Source organism: Bdellovibrio bacteriovorus, assembly GCF_002208115.1.
Lineage (GTDB): Bacteria > Bdellovibrionota > Bdellovibrionia > Bdellovibrionales > Bdellovibrionaceae > Bdellovibrio > Bdellovibrio bacteriovorus_C.
The window spans coordinates 2663291-2685300 of the sequence record NZ_CP020946.1; the positions used below are offsets into that span (position 1 = coordinate 2663291).

The following is a 22010-nucleotide window of genomic DNA, read 5'->3' on the forward strand; positions in this document are numbered from 1 at the left end:
TTACAGGACACTGCCCACAGGTCCAGACCGCTCGGATTATTGATTATCCTTACGGTCCTGTTTTGGCTGCTGATTTTGCTGAGGCTTCTGGCCCTGCTGCTGATTGCGATTTTGATTCTGATTGCGGTTCTGGTTCGGCTGCTGTTGCGGCTTTTGATTTTGCTGCTGCTTTGGCTGACCCTGTTTTTGCTGGCCTTGCTTCTGTTGCTGGCCGCCTTGTTTCTGCTGACCCTGCTTTTGATTCTGCTGCTGGTTGCGATTACCGCCGCCGCCCTGCTGCTTTTGTTGCTGCGGGCGATTTTGCTGCTGCTGACGCTGCTTTTGTTGTTGCTGTTGTTTTGGCGGACTTTGAGTTTGTTCAGTCGCCATTCCTTCCGCGACCACCTCAGTGGAAGTTTCAGACGAATCCGCGCCACGGTCCGCGTTCTGATGCTGTGGACGGTCTTCCGGCTTTTCAGACAAAAGCATGGTGTCGTTAACAGCTTTGGATTCCACCTGTTTGTTGGCGCGGAAGCCCCTGATTTTTTTGGATTTGTTTTCGCTGTTTTGAACCTGTTCAGTCAGGTCCACCGTCACATCCCCGTAACAACGAACCTGACAGCTCAAACGACGACCGTCGATGAAGTGACTGGTCCCGATCAGGTTCAGCTCGGCTTTCGTCGGGGGCAGCGTATTGGATTCCCCTTCTGAAATGCGCACACGGCATTCTGCACAGGATGGAACCCCTTTGCAGATGGATCGGATTTCCAGTTTGTTCTCCGTTGCAATCTGCAAAAGACTCTTGTCAGGAGTGCCTTCGACTTCGATATTCTGCGGAAGAAATTTGATTTTCATAACTCGGATCCCCGATCAGTTCTGACTACTTAACAACAATCTTAACGAATTTCTTTTTACCGGCTTTCAGCACGAAGCTTGCTCCGGATTTCAGGTCGATTTTCAAACGAGGGTCCGAAACCTTCTCGCCATCAATCTGCACCCCACCACCCTGGATCAAGCGGCCGGCTTCACTGTTCGAAGCGGCCAGTTGAGCTTTCACCATCAATGCCGCCAGACCCACTTGATCTTCAGCAGAGACTTCAAAGTCAGGCACTTCATCCGGCAAACCTTTTTCCACGAAGATGCGGTTGAACTCGTCTTCCGCCGCTTGCGCTTCAGCCTGGGAATGGAAACGTTTAATAAGGAATTTTGCCAGGTCCACTTTCACTGTGCGCGGGTGTTTGCGGCCTTCGGCCACATCCGCACGCAGCTGTTTCAAACCAGCGGCATCCACGTCCGTCAAAAGCTCGTACCAGCGGTACATCAGCTCGTCGGAAATTCTCATGGTTTTTCCGAACATGTCTTTCGGTGTATCCACGACAGAAATATAGTTGTCCAAAGACTTGGACATCTTGTTCACGCCGTCGATACCTTCCAGAATCGGCATGGTCAGCACACACTGGGCTTCCATTCCGTAAGCGGCCTGCATCGCACGGCCCACCAGAAGATTGAACTTCTGATCCGTACCACCCAGCTCGACATCTGTTTTCAAAGCCACGGAATCGTAACCTTGAGTCAGAGGATAGATGAACTCGTGAATACCGATTGGAGTGCCGGATCTGTAACGTTTGGTGAAATCCTCGCGCTCTAGCAACTGCGCCACGGTGTACTTGGAAGTCATGGTGATGAATTCCGCCGGAGTCATTTTCATGATCCAGCTGGAGTTGTACACGATCTCGGTTTTTTCCGGATCCAGGATTTTGAAGATTTGTTTTGCGTAAGAGCGGCCGTTTTCCTCGATCTCTTCGCGAGTCAGCATCGGACGCGTGCTGTTTTTACCGGAAGGATCCCCGATCATCGCCGTGAAATCCCCGATCAGGAAAGACACCTTGTGCCCCAGATCCTGGAAGGTTTTCAGCTTGTTGATCACAACGGTGTGGCCCAGATGGATGTCCGGACGAGTTGGGTCCGCACCCAGCTTGATGTTCAAAGGTTTCTTCGTTTCGATCGAGCGCTTAAGTTTTTTAAGCATGTCCTCGTCGTTGATGAAGTCGGCCGTGCCGAATTTGATTCTTTCCAGCTGCTCCTGAGGACTCATCATCTTGCATGCTCCACAGAACGGGTTTCACGAACCACAGTCACTTTCACCTGACCGGCCTGAGGCATCTCGCGTTCGATCTTACGAGCGATATCACGGGACAACATCACCGCCTGATCATCCGTCACACGGCTGGATTCAACCAAGACGCGGATGTCTTTACCGGCTTGCAGCGCCAATGTTTTCAAAACACCGTCGAAGCTGTTGCCGATGCTTTCCAGGTCTTCCAAACGATGGATGAAGGTATCCATCTGCGGACGACGTGCGCCCGGACGAGAGCTGGAAAGAGTGTAAGCCGCATGAACAATCCAAGCCAGGATGGAGTGAGGTTTTTCCTCTTCATCGTGAGCGCGGATTGCATGGCACACATCTTCAGATTCATTGTATTTCTTAGCGGCCTCAGCACCCACGAAAGCATAGCTGCCTTCCACGGTGTGATCGATCGCTTTACCGATATTGTGCAAAAGACCTGCACGACGAGCCAGCTTCACGCTGACACCCAGTTCAGCCGCCAGAAGACCGGCGATCGTCGCCACTTCCAAAGACTGATTCAAGGCGTTTTGGCCCTGGTAAGAACGGTATTTCAGACCACCGATGATTTTCACCAGCTCAGGGTGCATGTTCGGAATGCCCAGCTCCATCACGTGGCGCTCGCCTTCCTCTTTCATGGATTTCATCAGTTCGTTTCTTTGTTTTTCAGCGACTTCTTCGATACGTGCCGGATGAACACGACCGTCTTCCATCAGCTTTTCGATGGTACGACGAGCCAGTTCACGGCGAACCGGATCGAAACCGGAGATAACCACCGCCTCTGGCGTGTCATCGACGATCAGATCCACGCCACAGTGTGCTTCCAGCGTACGGATGTTACGACCTTCACGGCCGATGATTTTACCCTTCATCTCGTCGTTTGGCAGAGCCAGAACGCTGACAGTTCTTTCAGAAGTGTATTCGGAGGCAAAGCGGGACAAAGCTGTTGCCAGAATGCGCTTGGCTTTTTTCTCGGATTCTTTGTTGGCTTCTTCCTCGATCTGGGCAATTTTTTTCGCGGCCTCTTGTTTCGCTTCGTCTTCCAAAGCGGTCAGTAACTGGCGGCGCGCCTCATCCTGGCTCATTGCTGCCACGGACTCCAGCTTCTGCTTCAGCTCTCCGATGTGAGTCTCGCCTTTTTTCTCAAGATCCTTGATGCGGTTTTCAGAGATCGCGATTTTTTCCTCGCGGTCTTTGAGGGAATTCAGATAGCGCTCGTTTTCTTCCATCTTTTGTTTGAACTGATCCTCGATCTCTTTCAAACGACGATCCAGCTGCGCTTCTTTGTTTTTCAAAGTGGATTTTTGTTTGTGAATGTCCTGTTCGACATTTTTGCGGGCGCGGGATTCGAAATCCTTGGCCTTGTTTTCAGAATCCTTCTTCAGCTTGGCAGCTTCAGAGTTGGCTTTGTTGACGATGCGCTCTGCCTCAAAACGTGCGGATTTCTTTTTGTTGTTGTCCTGCAGACGCTTGATAACGAAGACGACTGTTCCACCGATGAGCAGGCCGATAATGGCGCTGATTACGATCTCCATGATTCATTTACTCCTGATGCTTCTTGCAATCGACCAGGCCCGATTCTGTGATGAGGAAATCCATTTTCACATCATGAGGCTCGGTGGGAAGCGGATCAGTGGTGACTTGAAAATCAAAACCAATTCCGACTTTCACCCCCGGGAAGGATTCCAGAGTTTTATCGTAAAACCCTTTTCCCTTACCGAGGCGATTGCCATTCTTATTAAAAACCAAACCGGGAACCAGCAGACCGGACATTTCGGCCAGGGATCTTTGGATAGAGCCGGGTTTAGGCTCCCGCACTCCGTAGGGCCCGAGATCGAAATCCCGGGTCTCATAGAATTCCAAAAGACCCTCGCGCATTTTGGGGAAGGCCCATTTCAGGTGAAGGATGTGAAACACCTCTTCGACCTGAGCCTCTTCGGGCAGGGCCCGGTAGGCTCCCCAAACCCCCGTCTGTGATTTCATAAAATCACGCAGATGGGCGTCGAGCTGCTGTTGTTGTTGAACTAGACCTTGTGCAAACTCTTGGGCACAAAGAGATTTAAAGAAGGACCGACAGTCCTTTTTAGAGCTCCAGGAAACTGGCATGGACACTCCAAGAAATCAAAACAAAGTCAGTTGTTCAAAACCTTGTTGTTCTTGGAATTTTCCAGATCCATTGAAAGTTGCAATGCCTTCTCTTCAAGTTTTTCCAACTCGCGGTGGGCTTTGCGTTTCAATAGAATAAGTTCTTCGGCAAGATTCATCGCCGTGAGCACGGCTGCATTCTGATAAGAGCCATTCTTGGTTACACCCAAGGCTTGATTCATTCTGGAATTTACAAATTCAACGAGCTCTTCAACAGTCGCGTCGTCATGAGAGGTTTTTAATTTGTAAGGGACACCCGCAATTAGGAAATTGTAGGTTTTTTTCTCAGATGTCACTAGCACCTCAACAGCTGCAGAATCTATGGGTCTGGAAGTCTTTGGAACTTTTTCGACCACGAATGCCTAAACCTTTTAAAACTCTAGAAAAATCCTAGATCAACACAAGGAAAAGTATATATCTAAAAGGTCGATATTCAACAGATTTATTTTTTAGAACAGGTGCATATAATGCCGAGATTCTTCTGGTTTTCACAGTGTACGGAACGCTTGCCGTCACGATCGGTCAGGTCGATCTCCTGGATCTCTTTAAAGTTCCGGCGGTAGGTCGAGACGACGTTATTAAGCTTCGTGTCATTATAGGAGTATTCGTCTGATTTGATCACTCCATTGAGCAGGAAGTTGTTGATCGTGTCCTGATTCGGGTTCAGGCGCTGGTTGTTCGTCAGCTTGATGTCGGTGATGACACCCTTTTCGTCGACTTGCTGCAAAATAAGCTCGGTCTCGACCTTTTTAGCCCCGGCGAACTTGGTTCGCAGGATCAGGTTCATCAGCTCTTTGTCAGCATTCAGATAATGGATCTTTCTTTGACGCAGCTGCGACTGAGAGGTCACGAACTTTTCGTCCATGATCTCTTTCAGGCGATTGAGGTCGACTTTGAAGGACAGCTTTTCATCTTGAAGCTCAGGGAAGCAACGCATGAGGTTTTCATACGAAACGGAGACTGGCTTAACGCCTTGAGCCCCAGCAAAGTGAGGCCCAAAAATAAACAATAAACTTACAACAAATTTATGCATTCCCTTTTCCCATTACATGGGAGTGCAGCTTGATGCGGCAGAACGGTCGCAACCTTCCTGATCATCACTCGTGCAATACGCACGGGATTCAGTTTCCCATGTACGTGCCGATGCGCAATCCCCTTCACCTAGGTTAGTGAAAAGGCCATCCACGTTCAATGAAAAACCCAAAGTACTGCCGGATTTGGAGTAGTTTCCGACTTCAATTGAGACGTTTTTGATTGTTTTCCCTTTAGCATCTTTGCCTTCGACGTTAATGCGATACGCACCGGGGAACACAGACACGAAAGTCGAGTTCTTCAAAGGCACAGCAACCAAATAAGGAGGATGCCTCATAACAAGTGAATCCGAAGGAGTAGACACCCATATCTGATCGAAGGAGCCATCCTTCTGTTGTTCAACCACGTTGAAATTGAACAGACTTCTAAGATCCTTGGGGGATCTTGCCGCGCCCCAAGCCTCACAAATCTTCACAGCCCGCTTAACTGATGCAGGTGCATCATCACCATCTTGAACGTTATCGCAAGCTTCGTAGGTAAAACGCTGAACAAAGTCACGCTCCCAAGCACCCGCAAGATAAAGATCACCGAAGTTGTCTTTATCCAGGAAGAAGAAATGACGTTTCATATAGAACATTGTCATATAGATCTTCTGCTGCTCAACCAGCTTAGACATATCACGATAGACACGGACTTTTTGATCTCTCATGTTCACAGGAATATCGATTCTCTCCAATTGCAAAGTCGTCGTCGATCCTTGACGGACCTCCACCAGGTCGGGATTGATCGAATTCTCAAAGCCGACGATATACATGCCAGCTGGAACTGCCGTCGGCTTATTCAAATCGAAGAATACCGGATTGTCGCAACTGCCACGCTTGGCGGCGTCACAACGAACGGCTTTTACTTTACGGAAGCCCTGGTTTTCGCCACCTGTGCCATTCACCGCAAGCGAGCCCATCGCCTGCGCCCAAGCCGAACCCGCAAACAACATCAAAGACAATACTGTCCAAAGCTGCTTTTTCATACTCATGGCTCCTTTAGAATAGTTCATTGCCATGTCTCACTGCTTTCATTGTTTTCGCCACACGCTCGTCCTGGCCGTAAACGTCTTTCACGAATCTCACCGCACCGTCTTGAGCACGATCCACTGTTAAATACATCAAATAAACTGGGACCGGCACTTTCAAGTGAATGCGTTTTTCCCAATTTTCACGATCGACATAAGCGTCTGACTTTTCCGGCGGCACAAAGGACTCCAGTTTATCCTTAGGCCAGTAGTCATCTGTCTGCGTTGACTTGACCGCCACGTTGTCACGCAGGATATATTCAGCAAAAGTAAATGGATCTTCCAGACGAACGCACCCCGAACTCAAGTGTCTCTTGCTCTCATCAAACAGATCCGGATTATCCGTATGATGCAAATAAATGGACCATTCATTTGGCAATGGAAACTTGATAGAGCCCAAAGCATTCTTTCTCCAAGGATCTTGGCGCAATAGGTATGGAAAATTGCTGCGAGAAAGACTTTGCAACAGTTCGTCTGATGGAATTACCTCTTTACCATCAGACTTTCTTATCAGTCGCATGCGGTGCTTTCTCAAGTACTCCTGACCATCCTTACCGCGCAACGTATTTATCTTGTCTTTAAAGATAATTGACTCTGGAGCAGTCCACGTCGGATTCAGCTCTACGAAGCTCAACATATTTCTCAACACTGGAGTACGTCGGTAACTTTGACCATTGATTGTTTTGAAATGCATGATCTTGCGGCCTTCATCAAAGAACTGGAACTCTGTCGTCGCCAGATTCACGAACACGTGGCGAGACTCCATGGCCTTTGGCAGCCAGCGGACTTTTTCCATATTCACTTCAAGCTGGAAAACACGATCAGCCACGGTGGTGTTAAGGAAGGTCATGACCTCATTCCCAATCACACCGTCGACGCCCATGCCATTCACGCCTTGGACGTCCTCAATCACCCGTTTTAGTTCTGCATCATACACATCACCCGTGGATGGCACAGCATAACCCAGACTCTGTAAACGACCCCGAATTGCCGGAATCGCCGGATCCTTATCTCCAGGGCGAAGACTCTTTTTAGCAAGCTTGATTTGAGACCAGCCGCCTGCGCTCTGAATACTGCGGAAGTACGCCAGAAGCTGCTTCAAATCCACATACCGAAGGTGGGTCGGAGCAAACTTATCCAACCCCGCCGCCAATGCCTTTGCACTGACATTCGCCTGTACCGCACTGATCACTTGATTCAATTCTGAGTACTCGGTGAACTTCTTTTTAGCGATTTTAATATCAGTATCAATTTCCATTGGGTCAAAGCGACCAGTGGAAAGATGAGTCACATAACGAATGACAGCTTCAGACACTGCCAATTCAAACGTCGGCCCGAATCGACCATCAGTGTTTGAGGTATAAATATTTTCAACAATTCTATCCCAATAATCATCGGGATTAAGCCCATTCATGGTCGCGCCATACTTAAGAGCTTCGCGTACGGCAGCAGCCATAGCGTTCGGCTTCCCATTCGCATCAACCCAAATCGCGGAATAACCACGCTTTTCATACAAAGAAATCAAAGTCGCTTTATGAAGGTAGAAGTTGGATCCACGGACAAAAATAACCGGGATTTCTTGAAGGTCTTTATTGAGGTAGCCACTAAGCTGGGACTCCAGTGCCGCGGAGGCAAACTGGGGCGCCAGAGTCATCATGGACATACCGATCAGGAAAGTCTTTTTAAACAAGCTCTTCATAGACATAGAAACCTCTTCAGGTCTTTTATATCCAAATAAAGTGCCAGCTGTACGGGGCCTATACTTGCGTACGGGAAATGTTTACTAGACAGGGGCCCCAATTTGTCACCCGTCTCAACTTGAGATGGGACTATTCAACATCAGGAAGGTCGGTCGGTACAGGCAGTGGCGGCAGATCACCTGGGTCGTCGGGACTTGGCAAGTCTCCAAAGATAGTGTCTGGATTTCCCGGGGCCTGTTCATCCCGGTGTTTTGCATTTTCGTCCGCACTTTCTTCGACAAACTCTTCGGGCCCTCCTTGCTCTTCCAGCTTTCTTAATCGCTCTGCCTCTTCAGATTTACGGCGTGCCTCCTGGATTTCTTCCCACTCGCCATCATCATAGCTGTCGCTTTCAAAGTAGTGATTTTCCAACATCTGTTGAATGCCGACGCCCCAAGGAAGGCGCTCCTCCTGGTACTCAATTTGACCTTGATCATTGCGATAAGGTGTACCCAATTCTCCATAGTAAGGAATTCTATGAATGTACATAGAGGTATTCCAGTAAACCGGGTCAGCCTTTCTGCCGTTGCTGCGCGACTGCCTCTTGAATTTACGATAGCTACCTATCACCTGCCCTTGCTTGACGTAAATCAGGTCGAAATCTGATTTCTTAATCCCGTATTTCTCAGCTAAATAGTCGGATGAAGCAAAGTCGTCGTCTGCAAACTCTTGACAGTTTAAAACACCAACTGACAACTTCGGACACTGAAGAGATGGCTGAATCTGATAGTTTTCATGGGACCATGAAATTCTCATTAATAAAGCTGGCGAAATCCACAAGCCAGAATCATCAATATTCCACAAGGTTGATTTCAAAGTTGTGCGATTACTGAGATAACCCAATAACGTTGGCTCATTAAAATATCTTTGGAATTGTCGAATCAACTCAGCTTCATATAGTAATTGCACATCCCCTGGCGAAATCTCTTCCGCACAACTGAGCTGCCTTATGAACTTTACTACAACAGCCGAGTCTGTAATTACATCAGCCTGAAGATCCTGAACAATCTGATTACGTACAAACTGACAAGATAAACCTGAACGATTCATAACTCCTTGTGCACCAGCGAAATCAGCCTGGGAAACCAGCTCCAATATAGCTTGGGTCTTTTTGGCATATTCAGTCGCTAGCATAGCTGCAGACTTATTCAAGACAGCGCCGATAGATTCAGCGCGCTTGATGTGCTTGAGTGCCCGGAATTGATCCTGAGCACGAGACTTTAAAACCTGACTTTCAAAGTTTTTCTGCTCTCCACCCAAATTGAAGGCGTCAACTGACTGCGCCCACAAGGTTTTAACCACTTCTAAATTATCAGCAGCCACAGCCACACCCATTGGCGTCTCAACAGATCCTACAAAGGAATACTCATGCAACTTCAAGGCGGAAATGCTCCTTTCCACCAGAGCCAAGTTACCCAGACGTGCGGCAACTATCAGATCTTTCTGACTTTGAGTCAGGTCTTTTTTTGTCGAAACAGTCTTCACAACAGGTTCGTACTTTCCGTTATCAAAAGAGCACGCTCCCAAAGACAGAACAGCTGCAAGAACAAGAAGGTACTTCATTAGTAAGTCCTCCTTTTTGGCTCGGTGCAGATCTCAGCCTTAAATTCCTCGAACTTCGTTGCAACAAACTCGCGGCGCTCTCCTGTATAAAGAGAGTGGAAGTCCTGCTGGTAGATATTTTTCTTGCCATCGACAATCTGGAAAATCACATACATACTTTCCACATTACGGTAGTAATGAGAACAATACTTCGGCTCGCCCCCACACACATTGGGACCTTCCGGATTGTTATCACTCATATAGTATGGATAAGAATGATCCTTACCTGTTTGAACCATCAGTTCACGCACAAGTTGCACCCACTCGTCACGCCGGCCCTCATCGGCAAGGCAGTCCTTTTTCAGCATCAACATCGCTAGCGGGCTGACTTTTACCTGACTTGACAGCAATCCTTGATGGTCCTGATGCCAATCTCCAGCAGGAACAACTACAGATAAAGCCACACCTTTACGCATAGAAACCAAAGACTTAATAAAGTCGATGGACTTAAAGCTTGATTGGAATTGATACAAGAACTCGTAACCCACCCATTTATTGATAAGTTCCGTGGAAAACCGAGAGGTTTCGGCGGAGCACGACGTGTCCTTCAATAAAGCATTAAATACTTCGCGAGGCTTTAACATATCGAGAACTTGATAATACAGCCCTGGCATAGATGGATCACGATTCAGGTACTCACGCTCCATCAGCATATTCGCAAACTTCTCACATCCACTGTAACCCAGCTTATATTCGTCGATACGATCACGGAACTTCTGCATGGAAGTATCCGGCGCAATTCCCTCGTACGTTTTCTTCGGATAACTGCGCAGGATATCCATCATCCCATCCAGCTGAGCTGATTCAATCAGCTTGCCCATCGCCGCATCGTAGGTCAGTTTCTCCCGGCTTTCCTGATTCAGCACAAACGGACTGTGCCCGCTGATCAGCAGGAATTGCGCGACTTTCTGTTTTCCGTGTTTGATTGCCAGATCCAGCGCACTCACCGCTCCACCGCGGGACAGGGCTGCCAGTTCGTCCTTGCGCTGAACCAGGGCTTCGATGGCTTTTTCCTCGTCGTCCCCGGAAATAACCTCATCCAGACTTGCCACGTGTTCAGGCAGGGCCTTTTCTTCGATCAGGGTCACAGGGGCTCCCTTGCCGTTTGCCGGGTCCTTTTTAAAAGAACACCCGCCCGTTGCAATCAGCAAAAGGCAAAGCAATCCAGACATGACAAAGCGAAGTGACACTTCCATCATCTGCGATATTTGCAAGGCTTATACCCGCAATGTGAGCTTTTGGTGGGCCTTTGGCCGTCAAGACTCTATCCAAAGAGACATTTAAGGGCGGTCACTTTGAAAGTGTCTCAAAATGAGAAAGGGCCCGGAACCGGGCCCTTTGGGACTCTATCTTAAGGAATTCAGCAGTCGGATGATATCCACATCCGGCGGCTGAGCGATGCCGGCTCCTGGTTTCGGGCCGGTCAGCTCGTCCAGGGAATAATCCATCCGGGCGTCATAGCGACGCTCCCACTGATTGCGCAGCCATCTTTCTCGGTCATACCACAGACGTTTGTTTTCATCATCCATACAGGTCGCAAGCTCCTGAGGCGTTTTCGCTCCCCAGCGCAGCTCCACACAGTGATACGGATCGAAGCTGATATCAAAGACACGCTGACGGGCTTCTTCCAGATTCAAAGTGACAGAACCACCGGCAGAGTTTCGATAGACGAACTGACAGGCGCGGGATTCACGCTCATAGGTTGCCAGCAAATCAACGGCAATGTTGGCCCCGCTATAGACGATCGCCGGGTCACCAGAGCGTTGACGCTGAACCAGGGTGCGTGCCTGATTTAAGATATCCATAAAGCCCACCTTCAGACGCGCATCTCTCGACGGAGACGCATAGTCCTCCCACTCGCCAGTTGTGCCGAAGATATTTGTCGGCAGACGCTCTGGGTGTGGTTTACGATCCACCCCCGCTTTGATCGCCATATCGACCGCCACCACACGGTCCTTCAAGTTCACACAAATATCCGCCACCATCTGACGCATATCCTGAAGCGGATCAATCTTCAGGTCTCCACTGGCCATCGCAATACGAAGATAGTCATAGTAAGGATACTGCACTCCACGATACAGGAACTTTCCTTTGTTCCACTCGCCCGCAGGGTCCGGCGAATTTCCATAGAACTGCTCAACACTGAAGTTCGCAAGCTGCGTGTTCAGAGCGCCGACAATTTTACCGCCATAATATTCACCATTGGCTCTGCGGGAGGCACCTTGCAACGCCAGTGGGCGGAAATTTTTGAATCCAGCACCATGCCCGGGAAAGCTGCGCGTGAATTTCGGCGTGTACATTCCCGAAGTCAAAGTGTTGTCCGGGTGCGAATCGATATAGAAGATACGCCCGTCATCCGTCACACGATGGATGATCGCCACATGCCCGGCAGGATCATAGATCACCGTCCCCGGACGAATGCTTTCACGGTTAAGTTTGACCGGATAGAAGTCAGTAAAACGAGCCGCATCTTTGTCACCCATCATGCGGAAGGTGGCAGAATAGGTCATATCCACGATAGTTCTGTTTAACAACTGAACGGCGTTGGGATTGCTGGTGCGGCTGGGAATGATGTCATAACGACTGGCGACCGCATTTCCGAACTTGGAATAACGAGGATCTTTGTTCTCAGAGCCAGGAAGCGTATTAACAGCACTGACCAAAGACATTGGCAGTCCGTTTTTCCACGCAAAATAGGAGCGCAGATAGTATGGCAGATCCGCGCAATCAGCAAACAAGCGCAAGTCCGCTGGATCTGTCCCGAAATAAGGATTGGCCGTACTACGCAAACACGCATCCACCGTCGCACATTCACGATTTTCCACAGCATTGCCCAAACGGGTGATGAACTCTCCAAAACGCTGTTCATCGGCTGCGGTCCAAGACGGCTTGGTGATACGCCACGCTTTGGAAATTGTTTGTGCCTCCGCCAACCCTGGAAGAAGAATCAAACCCAGCAGCAAAATCTTTCTCATCTTCATGAAACCTCCATGTGCCCAAAAAGGGCTCCGTTGATAAACAGTTTGACGGTTGAAAACAATCCTTTCAAAAATACCGCAGGTCTGAAGGCTGTCACGCTTCTTGCTGAGAGGGTTTGAGTCAATGACATAAGTTTAATAGATATACGTTTCTGGAGGACGTTCATGACAAAAATTAATACGCGCCGACTCTGCTCTGCAGTTTTGAGTTTGTTGATTGCCAGCTCTCCCATGCTGGGGGTTGCACAAGAAATCACTTCCAGTGATGCGAATGCCAGCGTAAATGCTGCTGCCGTCGGCTTGTCCAAAGCCAGCCTGCAAGTAGGTGGCAGATACTTTATTTCTGCGGATGCACTGAATGTTCGCAGCAGCAACTCCACCACGGCCTCCAACATTGTTGGCAAACTGTCTATTAATGATGAAGTTGAGATCTATGATCTTCTGAACGAAGCCACTCCGCTGGTTCAGATCAAAATCATCAAATCAGCAACAGTAAAAGCGGATGTTTCTGCGGAACTGTTTGTTTCCAAAGACTATCTGAGTGCAAAACAACTGCAAACAGCCGCTTCCAAATACTTTGTGATTCAAAACATCGCGACAGAAAAAACCCGTGTTTATGAGCGCTGCACAGAATCCCCAAGTTGCGCCCACAAACTGGTGATGGAAACGGAAATGGTTGTTGGTCGTCCTGAAGAAGGCACCAAAACCGATCCTCACGCGTTCAAAACCTGGCTGGGCCATGCGCGTATCTCTGAATGGATCAAGTTCTATCAGGATGGTCAGGGTCATTATCCTCACTGGTACAAAGCCGGTCAGGACATGAAGACCATTCCAGGTCCGATCACTGATGGTATGTCCAAATTGGTCAGCTCCCGCAAGTGGATGGTTGACGATGCTCAGGGCAATTCAACCATTTATGGCGCTTTCGGTTGGTATGCTGCCAAGATCACTCCGGCTGATGAAATCAACGGTATGAACTATCAGTGGCTGCATGGAACCATGGGCTGGGGTAAAGACGGCGCGGCAGCAATTGAGCTGACTCGCGGCTTCTTCATGAACATGTTCTCCAATCCAGGCTCTGCAGGCTGTACCCGCCTTGAAAACCGCGCGATTGCTTACCTGAGATCCATCCTGGTTCCAGGCACTGACATCTACCGTGTTTATGCCCGTGAATCCACTCGTGAGGCCGAAGTGACAACGGGTATCTTCAAAAAGAAGACAACTCCACTGCCACGTTATGCGCACAACTTTGAAAAACCAATGGTTTGGAACTACATCCTGTTGACTGACGGCGCTCAAAGAAGCGGTGGTTTGTCAGCTGACGCGAAAAACATCATCGACAAGGCTATTCCGGTTATCGCTGGTCAAAACCTGATCGAACAAGGTACATATGATGTAGACCAATATCCAAATGCCAACGAGTTGAACTATGGCAAGTCTGCGGCTTCCGGCAAATCCGGTGACCGTTACAAAATCGACTCTGGCTGGGAAAAAGATGCCGCGAAAACAAACTTCACCGGTTACTTCCTGGTGGACGAAGGTCGCTTCATCGATTACAAACACCCGGACAGAACACGCACTAAAGGTGTGATCCGTGTGAGTGGTCTGGCTGACTTCCGTGATTCTGTTCCTGAGTTCCTGGCAACTTCAGGCAAACACAATCCACCGAAGATCGTCTACAGAACTGAAAACGAAAACGATTCTACAAGAAGAGGCGGCAACTAAGCTCCTCTTGGGAGAAGCTTTGATTTATCCGACAGATATCTGCATTGCCGGTGCGACGGGGCTCGTGGGACACGAGCTCCTTCTTCTTTTAGCCCACCTTGACGAGGTTCGTTCGATCAAGGCCATCTCCCGCAGCCCCATGGGCCGCATCCCCCCGCACGTCGAAAACATCATCATGGATTTTGACAGTCTTGAGCAGCGCAAAGAGGTGCTGAAGGCCGGGGTCTTTATTTGCTGCCTTGGCACCACGATTAAAAAAGCGGGTTCGCAGGAAGCCTTCCGCAAAGTGGACCACGACTATGTCGTGAATTTCGCGAAAGTTGCCGAAGCCTGTGGGGCACAAAAATTTTTGGTGATTTCCGCTATGGGCGCCGACGCTGAATCCAGCATCTTCTACAACCGGGTCAAAGGCGAAATGGAAAGCGAACTGCGCAAACTGAAAATCCCGCAGATTGAGATCTTCCGTCCTTCCTTGATTTTGGGGGACCGCAAAGAATCGCGTACAGGAGAGGAAATTGCGCAAAAACTCAGCCCGCTTCTGAACACCCTGATGGTGGGTCCGCTGAAAAAGTACCGCGCAATCAAAGCCAACACGATTGCCCGGGCGATGGCGATTGCCACCTTGAACTTCCACCCGGGCTTTCATGTCTATGAATCAGATCATATCCAGCGCATCGCTGATCAAAAATAGTTTCCGGACTATTCGGTGATCAACGCAAAAGGAACGGTGTAATTCTGAGGCTTGGAGTGGCAGGTGTCATTGGTTTCAGCCACTTCAACAGAAACGTTCAATGACTGCGGGTGGATTTCTCCATACTCGGTGCGACCGCTGATCACCAGCTTGGCAGAAAGACCATTGCCACAACCGCTCTGCCAGATATCCACCAGCGCACCTTGCGCTTTGAAATTCAATTTATCTTCATTGTGGCGGCTGGTTTGAACCACATCCAGAAATGCAGGAACAGAATAGTCCTGACCGATCAGCTCAAGCTGCTTTTCATCTGAACTCAAAACCACTTCGTCAACGCAAAGAACAGAGGCAACACCCTCGGGCAGGGCCTCGGTCGCACGGAAACACGTCTGAGCCTGGGAAAGAACTGGCAGCGCCAAAAGAACGAATGCAATAACGATGGATTTCATAAGAGCCCCTTTGTGAATTTGAGGCTCTCTTATAACCGAGTTGTTCCGGGAATCACGTCAGGAATTCGTCAGGTCCTGACAACGGCCCGGTATTCGCTATTGGAACAACGAGTTTACAAACTCCTGGGAAGAGAACGTGCGCAGATCCTGAATACGCTCCCCGACCCCGATCAGTTTGATGGGGATGTGAAGCTCTTGCGCCAGCCCCACAGCCACACCACCTTTGGCGGTACCATCCATTTTAGTCAGAACCGCTCCGGTTAATGTCAAAGCGTTATGGAATTCTTTGGCCTGCATCAAAGCGTTCTGGCCAGAGTTCGCATCCAAAACGATCAGTGTCTCGTGCGGAGCTTCCGGGATCACCTTGGACATCACACGTTTCATTTTTTTGATTTCTTCCATCAGATTGGCTTGAGTGTGCAAGCGGCCCGCAGTGTCCACGATCACAACATCATAGCCCTGCCCTTTACCCTTGGCGACCGCATCAAAAGCCACCGCACTTGGATCCGTCACGCCTTCCGGAGAGAAAATCTCGACCTGAGCGCGATCCGTCCAGACTTTCAACTGCCCGCCAGCCGCCGCACGGAACGTATCACCTGCCGCCACCAAAACCTTTTTCCCTTCGGCAGCAAGTTGAGCAGAAATTTTACCGATGGACGTCGTTTTCCCGGCGCCATTCACACCCACAATCATCAAAACCGTCGGACCTTCGGCTGCGAACTGAATCTTGGAAAGGATGCCGGTCCCCACGGAAGTGGAATGAGAACCCTGGAAGATGTTTTTGATCTCTTCTTTCAGCGCTTCACGAACCGTGTCGTAATCCGCACGCTCTTTTTTGGAAAGCTTATCTTCAATGGCGCCCATCAGACGCTGTACTGTCGCCGGGCCCAGATCGCTGGTGTAAAGGATCTCTTCGATTTCTTCGAGATGTTTGTTGCTGGTTTCTGTTTTGAACAGGCTGCGAATACGACCGAAAAGATTTTCTTCGGTCTTCTTTAGGGCCACGGCAAGATCCACGGCCTTTTCTTCAATCACCACGGCGGCGTCATGCAGGTCCGGAACAGATAGGTCAGAAACCACATTTCCGGTGGAATCAATATGCGCCAGCGGAAGCTCTTCCGGTTGCTCGGAAGTGGTCGGCATTTCGCGTTTTGCTTCGTGAGAAAGTTCCTGCGCGCGCAACTGTTCACGTTTTTTCGCATTCTTCATCATGCCCATGATCAGAGCACCGACAATCACCGCGAAAATAAGAACAATAGCCCCCACCAAAATTTCCATCTGCTGAGCATGCCCAGGTGACATCATAAACGAACCTCCACAACAACGTGCGTCATTAAGATAAGAAAATCACCCCTTATGTATCGTATTTTAAAATGACAGACCAGCCCAATTAAGGAAAAAACCCGCAACAAACGGCGGCGGCGCAGCCCAAAAGGCCGCCCAGCCAGAAAAAACCGAGAGTCTTAGACCGTTCAGACGGTCTAATGCTGGGCCATTCTTCTTCTTTGGACTTCTTCTTTATAGAAATTGCGCTCGAAACGGCGATAGGATTCCAAGCGGACTTCGGTACCCAGGACATCTTTCATGCGCGCCAATGTCTGGTTTTCCAGCTCGCGCATTTTCTCGATGCCTTCTTTGATAAAGTCCGGATGGATTTTGGCTTTGCGATCCGCCAGTTCTTTCACCAAGGCATTGGCGGACGAAATAACCTGAATGGACTTGTCTTCATCCACGCGCCAGGTTTTTAGCAGATACTGGGAAGCGGCCTTATAAAGCTTCTGCTGGAACTGAGCATCCGTATAAATATCCATATAGTTGCGCGTATAGATGACCGCATCGGTGTAAGAGTCTTTGATTTCTTCGGCCTGAGGCGGATTGAATTTACGTCTTTCCAGTTCATCCTGACGTTTCTTTGCTTCGTTGCTGACCATGGTCTGCATCGGAGTCTGATCTTTCACCACGCGGTCCACGACAATCTGACTGACGAAATAACCCACGGCCCCCATGGCAAGACCCACAGTGACCCAGCGAAGCTTTTCGCTCTTGCGTTTTTTCATCAGGTCCACTGGCTTTTCGCTCATCGAGGATTGGGACAGGGTCGCCACTTTACCGTCGATGGCTTCAGCAATGTGGTTTTCCACGGACTGGCTGATGTTGCGCCATTTTTCAGGCTCCATCAGCATCACGATCTCTTTTTCAATAGCCGAGTGGATCTCCTTCACCATGGAGTTCTTCTTGCGAATCACATCATCCAGCAGATCGCGCTCCATCTGCTGCAGGCGTTTGGACATCTCCAGACGCATTTCTTCCAGACGCTCTTCTTCGGACTTCGCCATCTGGGTCTTTTCTTTTTCCAGCTTTTCATTCAGGAAAATCTTCTGCGCATCGTACTCCTTGAACAAATGCGTTTTCTTGGATTCGATGTCGTGCACATCCATGGTCAGATGCGCCTGCTTTTCCTGCAGACCTTTCAAAGACGCTTCCAAAGCGGCTTTTTGTTTTTCCAGCTCCGCATGGGTCGTCTGAAGCTCTTTCAGCAAAGCCTGGCCTTTTTCCACCTGCGCCAGCAGATCGGAATTGTCAGTACGGGTTTTGCTCAAATCTTCAGTGGCCTTTTGCAGCTCTGCCGTGCGGGCCGCTACGTTATTCATAAGTTCATTTAAGACAGTCTGTTTTTCATTGCTGACGGCCGTGATTTCCTGAACTTTTTCATTCGCCATTTGAATCTGCTGTTCACAGTCGGCCTTGGCCTGCTGCAATAGCTGGTCGGCGGTTTCCTTGGCGGTGGCAATCAAAGTAGCGTTATCATTGCGTGCTTGTTCAGATTCTTCGCGCAAGCGCGCTTCCGCATCGCGAATCTGGGTGCGGGATTCATTCAACAGTCTTTCGGCTTCAGCCTGGGCCTCTTGCAAAGTCCGCTGATTCAGTTCCTGGGCATTTTCCAGATCCGTGCGAATACGAGCTTGAGTTTCCTCGATCTGAAGTTTCGAGAAATCCAGAATACGGTCCGCTTCCTCGCGGCTGGTTTTAAGCAATGCTTCGCTTTCCTGACGGGCCAGCTCACGACCGTGGGCGACGGCTTCGTCTTTCATCTTCTCGGCCGCAAGTGTGGCTTCCGAGATAATGTCCTCGCTGTCTTTACGGGCCTTCTGGCGCAGGCTCTGAACGTAAGAATCGACTTCTTCACGCAGTTCCTGGGACATGTTACGCGCATCGTGCAGAAGGCTTTGCCCCTGCTTTTGGAAGTCCGCCAAAATGGCATCTGCTTCCTTGTGCGCCTCCGCCATGCGGGTCTGATAGAACAGTTCGGCCTGGGCCTGCGCTTCACGGGCCTTCTGATAAATAACCTGCACCCGGCGCTCAGCCTGGGTTTCGCCCTCCATGATGATCTGCGCCGCTTTGCGCTTGGCTTCGTGCAGGATTTTTTCCGCCTGGAAAGGCGCCATGTTCGGCGCTGGCATAGCCACCGTGGCTTCCAAAGGCGCATCTTCGTCCTGCGGAATGACTGCGGCGGACTGGGAAATCGACGGCTCAGGTTCCGGTTCGGGGGCGGGTTCTTCCACGAAGAGATCCAGATTCAGAATATATTCCGAACGACCCAACTGAATACGATCCGAGGGAACCACGTTGACCGGGGTCCCCTGCACGATGCGCGTTCCGTTGATGTAAGTGCCATTGGAAGAGTTTTTATCCTCAATCCAGATCTGATTCCAGCGACGGCTCACAACCAGATGCACCCGGCTGATATTGCTGTCGTTCAAGGACAAATCACAGTCCAAAGAGCGGCCCATGGTGAACGAGTCCTTGTTCACCTCACGGCTTAGCACCTGATCCTTCCTGTGGATAGTGACTATAAACTTGTTCAATTAAGCTCCTCTGACCACCGCCGCTGTTTTTCCGATTTCCTTATTAAGGGCATCTTCGGCCAAAGCTTCAACGGCATCACGATGTTCATCAAATGGGCGTTCATGAGCTGGGAAATTATTGTTGTCGCTGCGGTACCACAACAAATCCAAAGAACTTTCGAAACGGTCGATCATGGAAACGTAAGCTCTTTCCGGGGAAAGAATCACGTTCGCCACGTGCGCCATCAACGAGAAGATGATCCCCGCAATGGATGTTTTCATCGCAAAGGAAATCTCGTGAAGGAAGCGGTCCATGATGTTTTTCGTATTTTCAAGATCCTGCAGATTCATCGTGCCCAGTTCCTGCAAACCACCGGCGATACCGATGAAGGTCCCCAGGATCCCCGCCACGACAAACAGACCCGGCAAAATAGAAATCAGGTCATTCATACCAACCATCGGGATCACCCCGAACACCTTGTTGAAACAAGGATTATGTTGCAAAGTCGCTTTGGTGATGTTCAAAAGTTTCGGATTGTCATCTGTCCAGCGCAGGAACTTCACCTGTTTCAGGATGTCCTTTACCAGCCAAGCACAGCCCTGACGAACCAGGAAAACTCGGTCACTGGCTGACATCACATTGTCCGGCTTTCTGCGCTTCATGCGGTCACGGATTTCGAAGACCTCATAGTAGGTTCTTTCCAGAAGCTTTTTGGTCAGTACATAGAACGACACGTTCTCGACTTTGCCGGGAACTTCCGCTTCGATGAAACGATTCACACGCTTTTCAAATTCACGCGCAAAAGATTCATGGCGGCGGACCGTGTAGTAGATAATTGCACGGAAGAACAGCCCGACCAGAAAGACGGCGCCCATCACATACGGCAAACTTATAATGAAATACTCAGCAAATGCCTTTGTTGTCACAACCCACCCCTTTTATTTCTTTTGATCCATGTTAAAGCGGATGATTACCCGCTGCGCCTTTTTACAGTCGTTCTGCTTGCAGAATTCGGCTGCTGTGGCGACGTTGCGATTTTGCACCTTCATGACTTCCAGGAAGCTTCGTCCGGAAACCTTCATAAGGGCCAACAGTTCGCGTTGATGTTCAAATCTCATGTTTCCTTCATCCAGCATGTAACTGAAGATGGAGTTTGCACGACGATAACTCAGATCCATGTTGTACTTCAAAGCGGCCTTGTCAGCCGGTTTGGAGCTGTGCGGGTCGACGAAGCGGCCCTGATATGTTGGTGACGCAAAACCGATGATTTCCACCGCAGAAATTTTATCCGACACCTTTGGGTTGCCGAACAAAGAGCGGGAATAGATCGGCATGGCTTTTTCAAGAACGCCTTTCATTTCGTGCTTCAGGCGGTCAGAGTCACTGTCAAAGTAAGCCTGGCCGAAATCCAGAACCACATCGCCCGTCTGCATATCAATATCCGCTTTGATTCCGGCTTTAGCGAAACCTTTTTGAATTTCACCAGCCACGGATTTACGCGCTTCGATCTCTGCTCTTGCTTTCGCCAGTTGGCCTTGCGTCTCGTTCAAAGCGCCTTGCAATGCGGCTTTTTCCTTGCCAAAGCCTGCCGCTAGGGCAGCTTTCTCTTTACCAAAGCCAGCAGCCATCGCCGCTTTTTCTTCGGCAAAACCCTGTTGCAGACCTGCGATTTTTGCACCGGCTTCAGCCTTGGTGCGGGAAAGAGCACCAGCCAGATGAGTGGCTTCGTCTTCTTTCTGTGCCAGCAGGCCTTGAGTTTTTGAAAGCTCACCCTGCACCTGCCCCAATTGCACATTGGCCCGGTTCAGTTGCATTTGATACTGGGCATTGACCTGGTTCAACTGGGCCACCTTTTGGTTCCCATCAGCACGGGCCTGAGCCATCTTCTGTTCAAACAGTTGTTTGGACAGTTTGTTGTTCTTGTAAGCCACGCGCAGTTCGGTCAGACGTTTTTGCAACTGAGCCTGGGTGGCGGCAATTTTCTGCTCGCCCTGGGCAATCAGTTGTTTCTTGGCCTGGATGTCCTGGTTCAGATCCGCAATCTGAGTTTCCTGAGTTTCGATTTCCACGTCCTGCTCTTTAATCAGATCATCACGGTTGATCAGCTTGGACTTGGCCATCTTGTTGGCATTAAGGACATTACGCACCATCTGCTGATACTTGTTCAGCGCTTTGACCTTTTCACCATTTTCACGGGCTTCCTGGATCAGACGCTCTTTTTCTGTTTTGGCGTCTTCCTGAAGCAGAGTCAGCTTGTCCATAAGCTCTTCATACTCCTGCACCTCATCTTTAGGTGCCTGGCTGGCCAGATATTCATTCTTCACGTTTTCGTACATCTTCAACTGGTTTTCCAGTTCCTCCACTTTCATGGAAAGCTTCTGGTTTTCCACCTGCCCGCGCAAAGCATCGGTGCCTGTACGCAAACTGGATGTGACATACAAAAGAAGGAAGATCGTGCTTAAACCCAAGAATAAATCCGAATACGACGTCCAAAAACTGTCGCTCGAATGTTCTTTGTTTTTTTGATAATTAAACGACATACCAACGCACCCCACCTGCACAAATCATAACAGTGACGATACCAACGCACCCCACCTGCACAAATCATAACAGTGACGATCTTCTTTTCG

Annotated in this window: 18 protein-coding genes; 2 read left to right on the forward strand and 16 right to left on the reverse strand. The window is 49.5% G+C overall.

From position 1 onward, the window contains the following. Positions 1–36: 36 nt before the first annotated feature. The 11 genes from B9G79_RS12800 to B9G79_RS12850 all read right to left on the reverse strand — a co-directional run bounded on the left by B9G79_RS12800 (position 37) and on the right by B9G79_RS12850 (position 12672). Positions 37–834, reverse strand: coding sequence for a 2Fe-2S iron-sulfur cluster-binding protein (locus tag B9G79_RS12800; protein WP_088565855.1), 798 nt, complete (start codon positions 832–834; stop codon positions 37–39). Positions 835–859: 25 nt separating this feature from the next. Continuing rightward, positions 860–2077: a tyrosine--tRNA ligase gene (gene tyrS / locus B9G79_RS12805; RefSeq protein WP_088565856.1), complete on the reverse strand. Its 1218-nt coding sequence runs from the start codon at positions 2075–2077 to the stop codon at positions 860–862. Continuing rightward, positions 2074–3639, reverse strand: coding sequence for a ribonuclease Y (gene rny, locus B9G79_RS12810; protein ID WP_088565857.1), 1566 nt, complete (start codon positions 3637–3639; stop codon positions 2074–2076). Before rny ends, tyrS begins: the two co-directional genes overlap by 4 nt. Positions 3640–3646: 7 nt before the next feature. After that, positions 3647–4210, reverse strand: coding sequence for a 5-formyltetrahydrofolate cyclo-ligase (locus B9G79_RS12815; protein ID WP_232468652.1), 564 nt, complete (start codon positions 4208–4210; stop codon positions 3647–3649). Between the two features lie 26 nt (positions 4211–4236). Continuing rightward, complete coding sequence (locus tag B9G79_RS12820) at positions 4237–4545, reverse strand: cell division protein ZapA (RefSeq protein WP_088566884.1); 309 nt, start codon at positions 4543–4545, stop codon at positions 4237–4239. 146 nt (positions 4546–4691) lie between these two features. Continuing rightward, positions 4692–5186, reverse strand: coding sequence for a hypothetical protein (locus tag B9G79_RS12825; RefSeq protein WP_088565859.1), 495 nt, complete (start codon positions 5184–5186; stop codon positions 4692–4694). Between the two features lie 108 nt (positions 5187–5294). After that, the gene (locus B9G79_RS12830) at positions 5295–6308 is read right to left on the reverse strand and encodes a hypothetical protein (RefSeq protein WP_232468654.1); all 1014 of its coding nucleotides are present in this window, start codon (positions 6306–6308) and stop codon (positions 5295–5297) included. Positions 6309–6321: 13 nt separating this feature from the next. Further along, positions 6322–8055, reverse strand: coding sequence for a L,D-transpeptidase family protein (locus B9G79_RS12835; protein ID WP_088565861.1), 1734 nt, complete (start codon positions 8053–8055; stop codon positions 6322–6324). Positions 8056–8179: 124 nt separating this feature from the next. After that, entirely contained in the window at positions 8180–9652 is a 1473-nt protein-coding gene (locus B9G79_RS12840; RefSeq protein WP_088565862.1) for a hypothetical protein, read from the reverse strand. Beyond that, positions 9652–10779, reverse strand: a complete 1128-nt coding sequence (locus B9G79_RS12845) for a hypothetical protein (RefSeq protein WP_232468656.1) — start codon at positions 10777–10779, stop codon at positions 9652–9654. Before B9G79_RS12845 ends, B9G79_RS12840 begins: the two co-directional genes overlap by 1 nt. Positions 10780–11037: 258 nt before the next feature. Next, positions 11038–12672, reverse strand: coding sequence for a hypothetical protein (locus B9G79_RS12850; RefSeq protein WP_088565863.1), 1635 nt, complete (start codon positions 12670–12672; stop codon positions 11038–11040). Between the two features lie 162 nt (positions 12673–12834). Here B9G79_RS12850 and B9G79_RS12855 point away from each other — a divergent pair, with 162 nt between their 5' ends. Beyond that, positions 12835–14394, forward strand: coding sequence for a hypothetical protein (locus tag B9G79_RS12855; RefSeq protein WP_088565864.1), 1560 nt, complete (start codon positions 12835–12837; stop codon positions 14392–14394). 19 nt (positions 14395–14413) lie between these two features. Next, complete coding sequence (locus B9G79_RS12860) at positions 14414–15085, forward strand: oxidoreductase (RefSeq protein WP_232468658.1); 672 nt, start codon at positions 14414–14416, stop codon at positions 15083–15085. 8 nt (positions 15086–15093) lie between these two features. Here the strand turns inward: B9G79_RS12860 and B9G79_RS12865 are convergent, their stop codons facing one another. The 5 genes from B9G79_RS12865 to B9G79_RS12885 all read right to left on the reverse strand — a co-directional run bounded on the left by B9G79_RS12865 (position 15094) and on the right by B9G79_RS12885 (position 21848). After that, a complete protein-coding gene (locus tag B9G79_RS12865; protein WP_088565866.1) occupies positions 15094–15534 on the reverse strand; it encodes a hypothetical protein in 441 nt (146 codons plus the stop codon). Between the two features lie 96 nt (positions 15535–15630). Then, positions 15631–16839, reverse strand: coding sequence for a signal recognition particle-docking protein FtsY (gene ftsY / locus B9G79_RS12870; RefSeq protein WP_088565867.1), 1209 nt, complete (start codon positions 16837–16839; stop codon positions 15631–15633). A gap of 176 nt (positions 16840–17015) precedes the next feature. Continuing rightward, a complete protein-coding gene (locus tag B9G79_RS12875; protein ID WP_088565868.1) occupies positions 17016–19400 on the reverse strand; it encodes an FHA domain-containing protein in 2385 nt (794 codons plus the stop codon). Next, a complete protein-coding gene (locus tag B9G79_RS12880; protein ID WP_232468659.1) occupies positions 19401–20306 on the reverse strand; it encodes a hypothetical protein in 906 nt (301 codons plus the stop codon). A gap of 12 nt (positions 20307–20318) precedes the next feature. Further along, positions 20319–21848 (reverse strand): microtubule-binding protein, encoded by a 1530-nt coding sequence (locus B9G79_RS12885; protein ID WP_232468660.1) that lies wholly within the window; start codon positions 21846–21848, stop codon positions 20319–20321. Between the last annotated feature and the right edge of the window lie 162 nt (positions 21849–22010).

Excerpts from the sequence above, each read along its gene's own strand:
- B9G79_RS12855 (WP_088565864.1), top strand. The coding sequence starts at position 12,835 with ATGACAAAAATTAATACGCGCCGACTCTGCTCTGCAGTTTTGAGTTTG.
- B9G79_RS12815 (WP_232468652.1), bottom strand. The coding sequence starts at position 4,210 with ATGCCAGTTTCCTGGAGCTCTAAAAAGGACTGTCGGTCCTTCTTTAAA.
- B9G79_RS12830 (WP_232468654.1), bottom strand. The coding sequence starts at position 6,308 with ATGAAAAAGCAGCTTTGGACAGTATTGTCTTTGATGTTGTTTGCGGGT.
- B9G79_RS12850 (WP_088565863.1), bottom strand. The coding sequence starts at position 12,672 with ATGAAGATGAGAAAGATTTTGCTGCTGGGTTTGATTCTTCTTCCAGGG.
- B9G79_RS12865 (WP_088565866.1), bottom strand. The coding sequence starts at position 15,534 with ATGAAATCCATCGTTATTGCATTCGTTCTTTTGGCGCTGCCAGTTCTT.
- B9G79_RS12825 (WP_088565859.1), bottom strand. The coding sequence starts at position 5,186 with ATGCGTTGCTTCCCTGAGCTTCAAGATGAAAAGCTGTCCTTCAAAGTC.
- B9G79_RS12840 (WP_088565862.1), bottom strand. The coding sequence starts at position 9,652 with ATGAAGTACCTTCTTGTTCTTGCAGCTGTTCTGTCTTTGGGAGCGTGC.
- ftsY (WP_088565867.1), bottom strand. The coding sequence starts at position 16,839 with ATGATGTCACCTGGGCATGCTCAGCAGATGGAAATTTTGGTGGGGGCT.
- tyrS (WP_088565856.1), bottom strand. The coding sequence starts at position 2,077 with ATGATGAGTCCTCAGGAGCAGCTGGAAAGAATCAAATTCGGCACGGCC.
- B9G79_RS12835 (WP_088565861.1), bottom strand. The coding sequence starts at position 8,055 with ATGTCTATGAAGAGCTTGTTTAAAAAGACTTTCCTGATCGGTATGTCC.
- rny (WP_088565857.1), bottom strand. The coding sequence starts at position 3,639 with ATGGAGATCGTAATCAGCGCCATTATCGGCCTGCTCATCGGTGGAACA.
- B9G79_RS12800 (WP_088565855.1), bottom strand. The coding sequence starts at position 834 with ATGAAAATCAAATTTCTTCCGCAGAATATCGAAGTCGAAGGCACTCCT.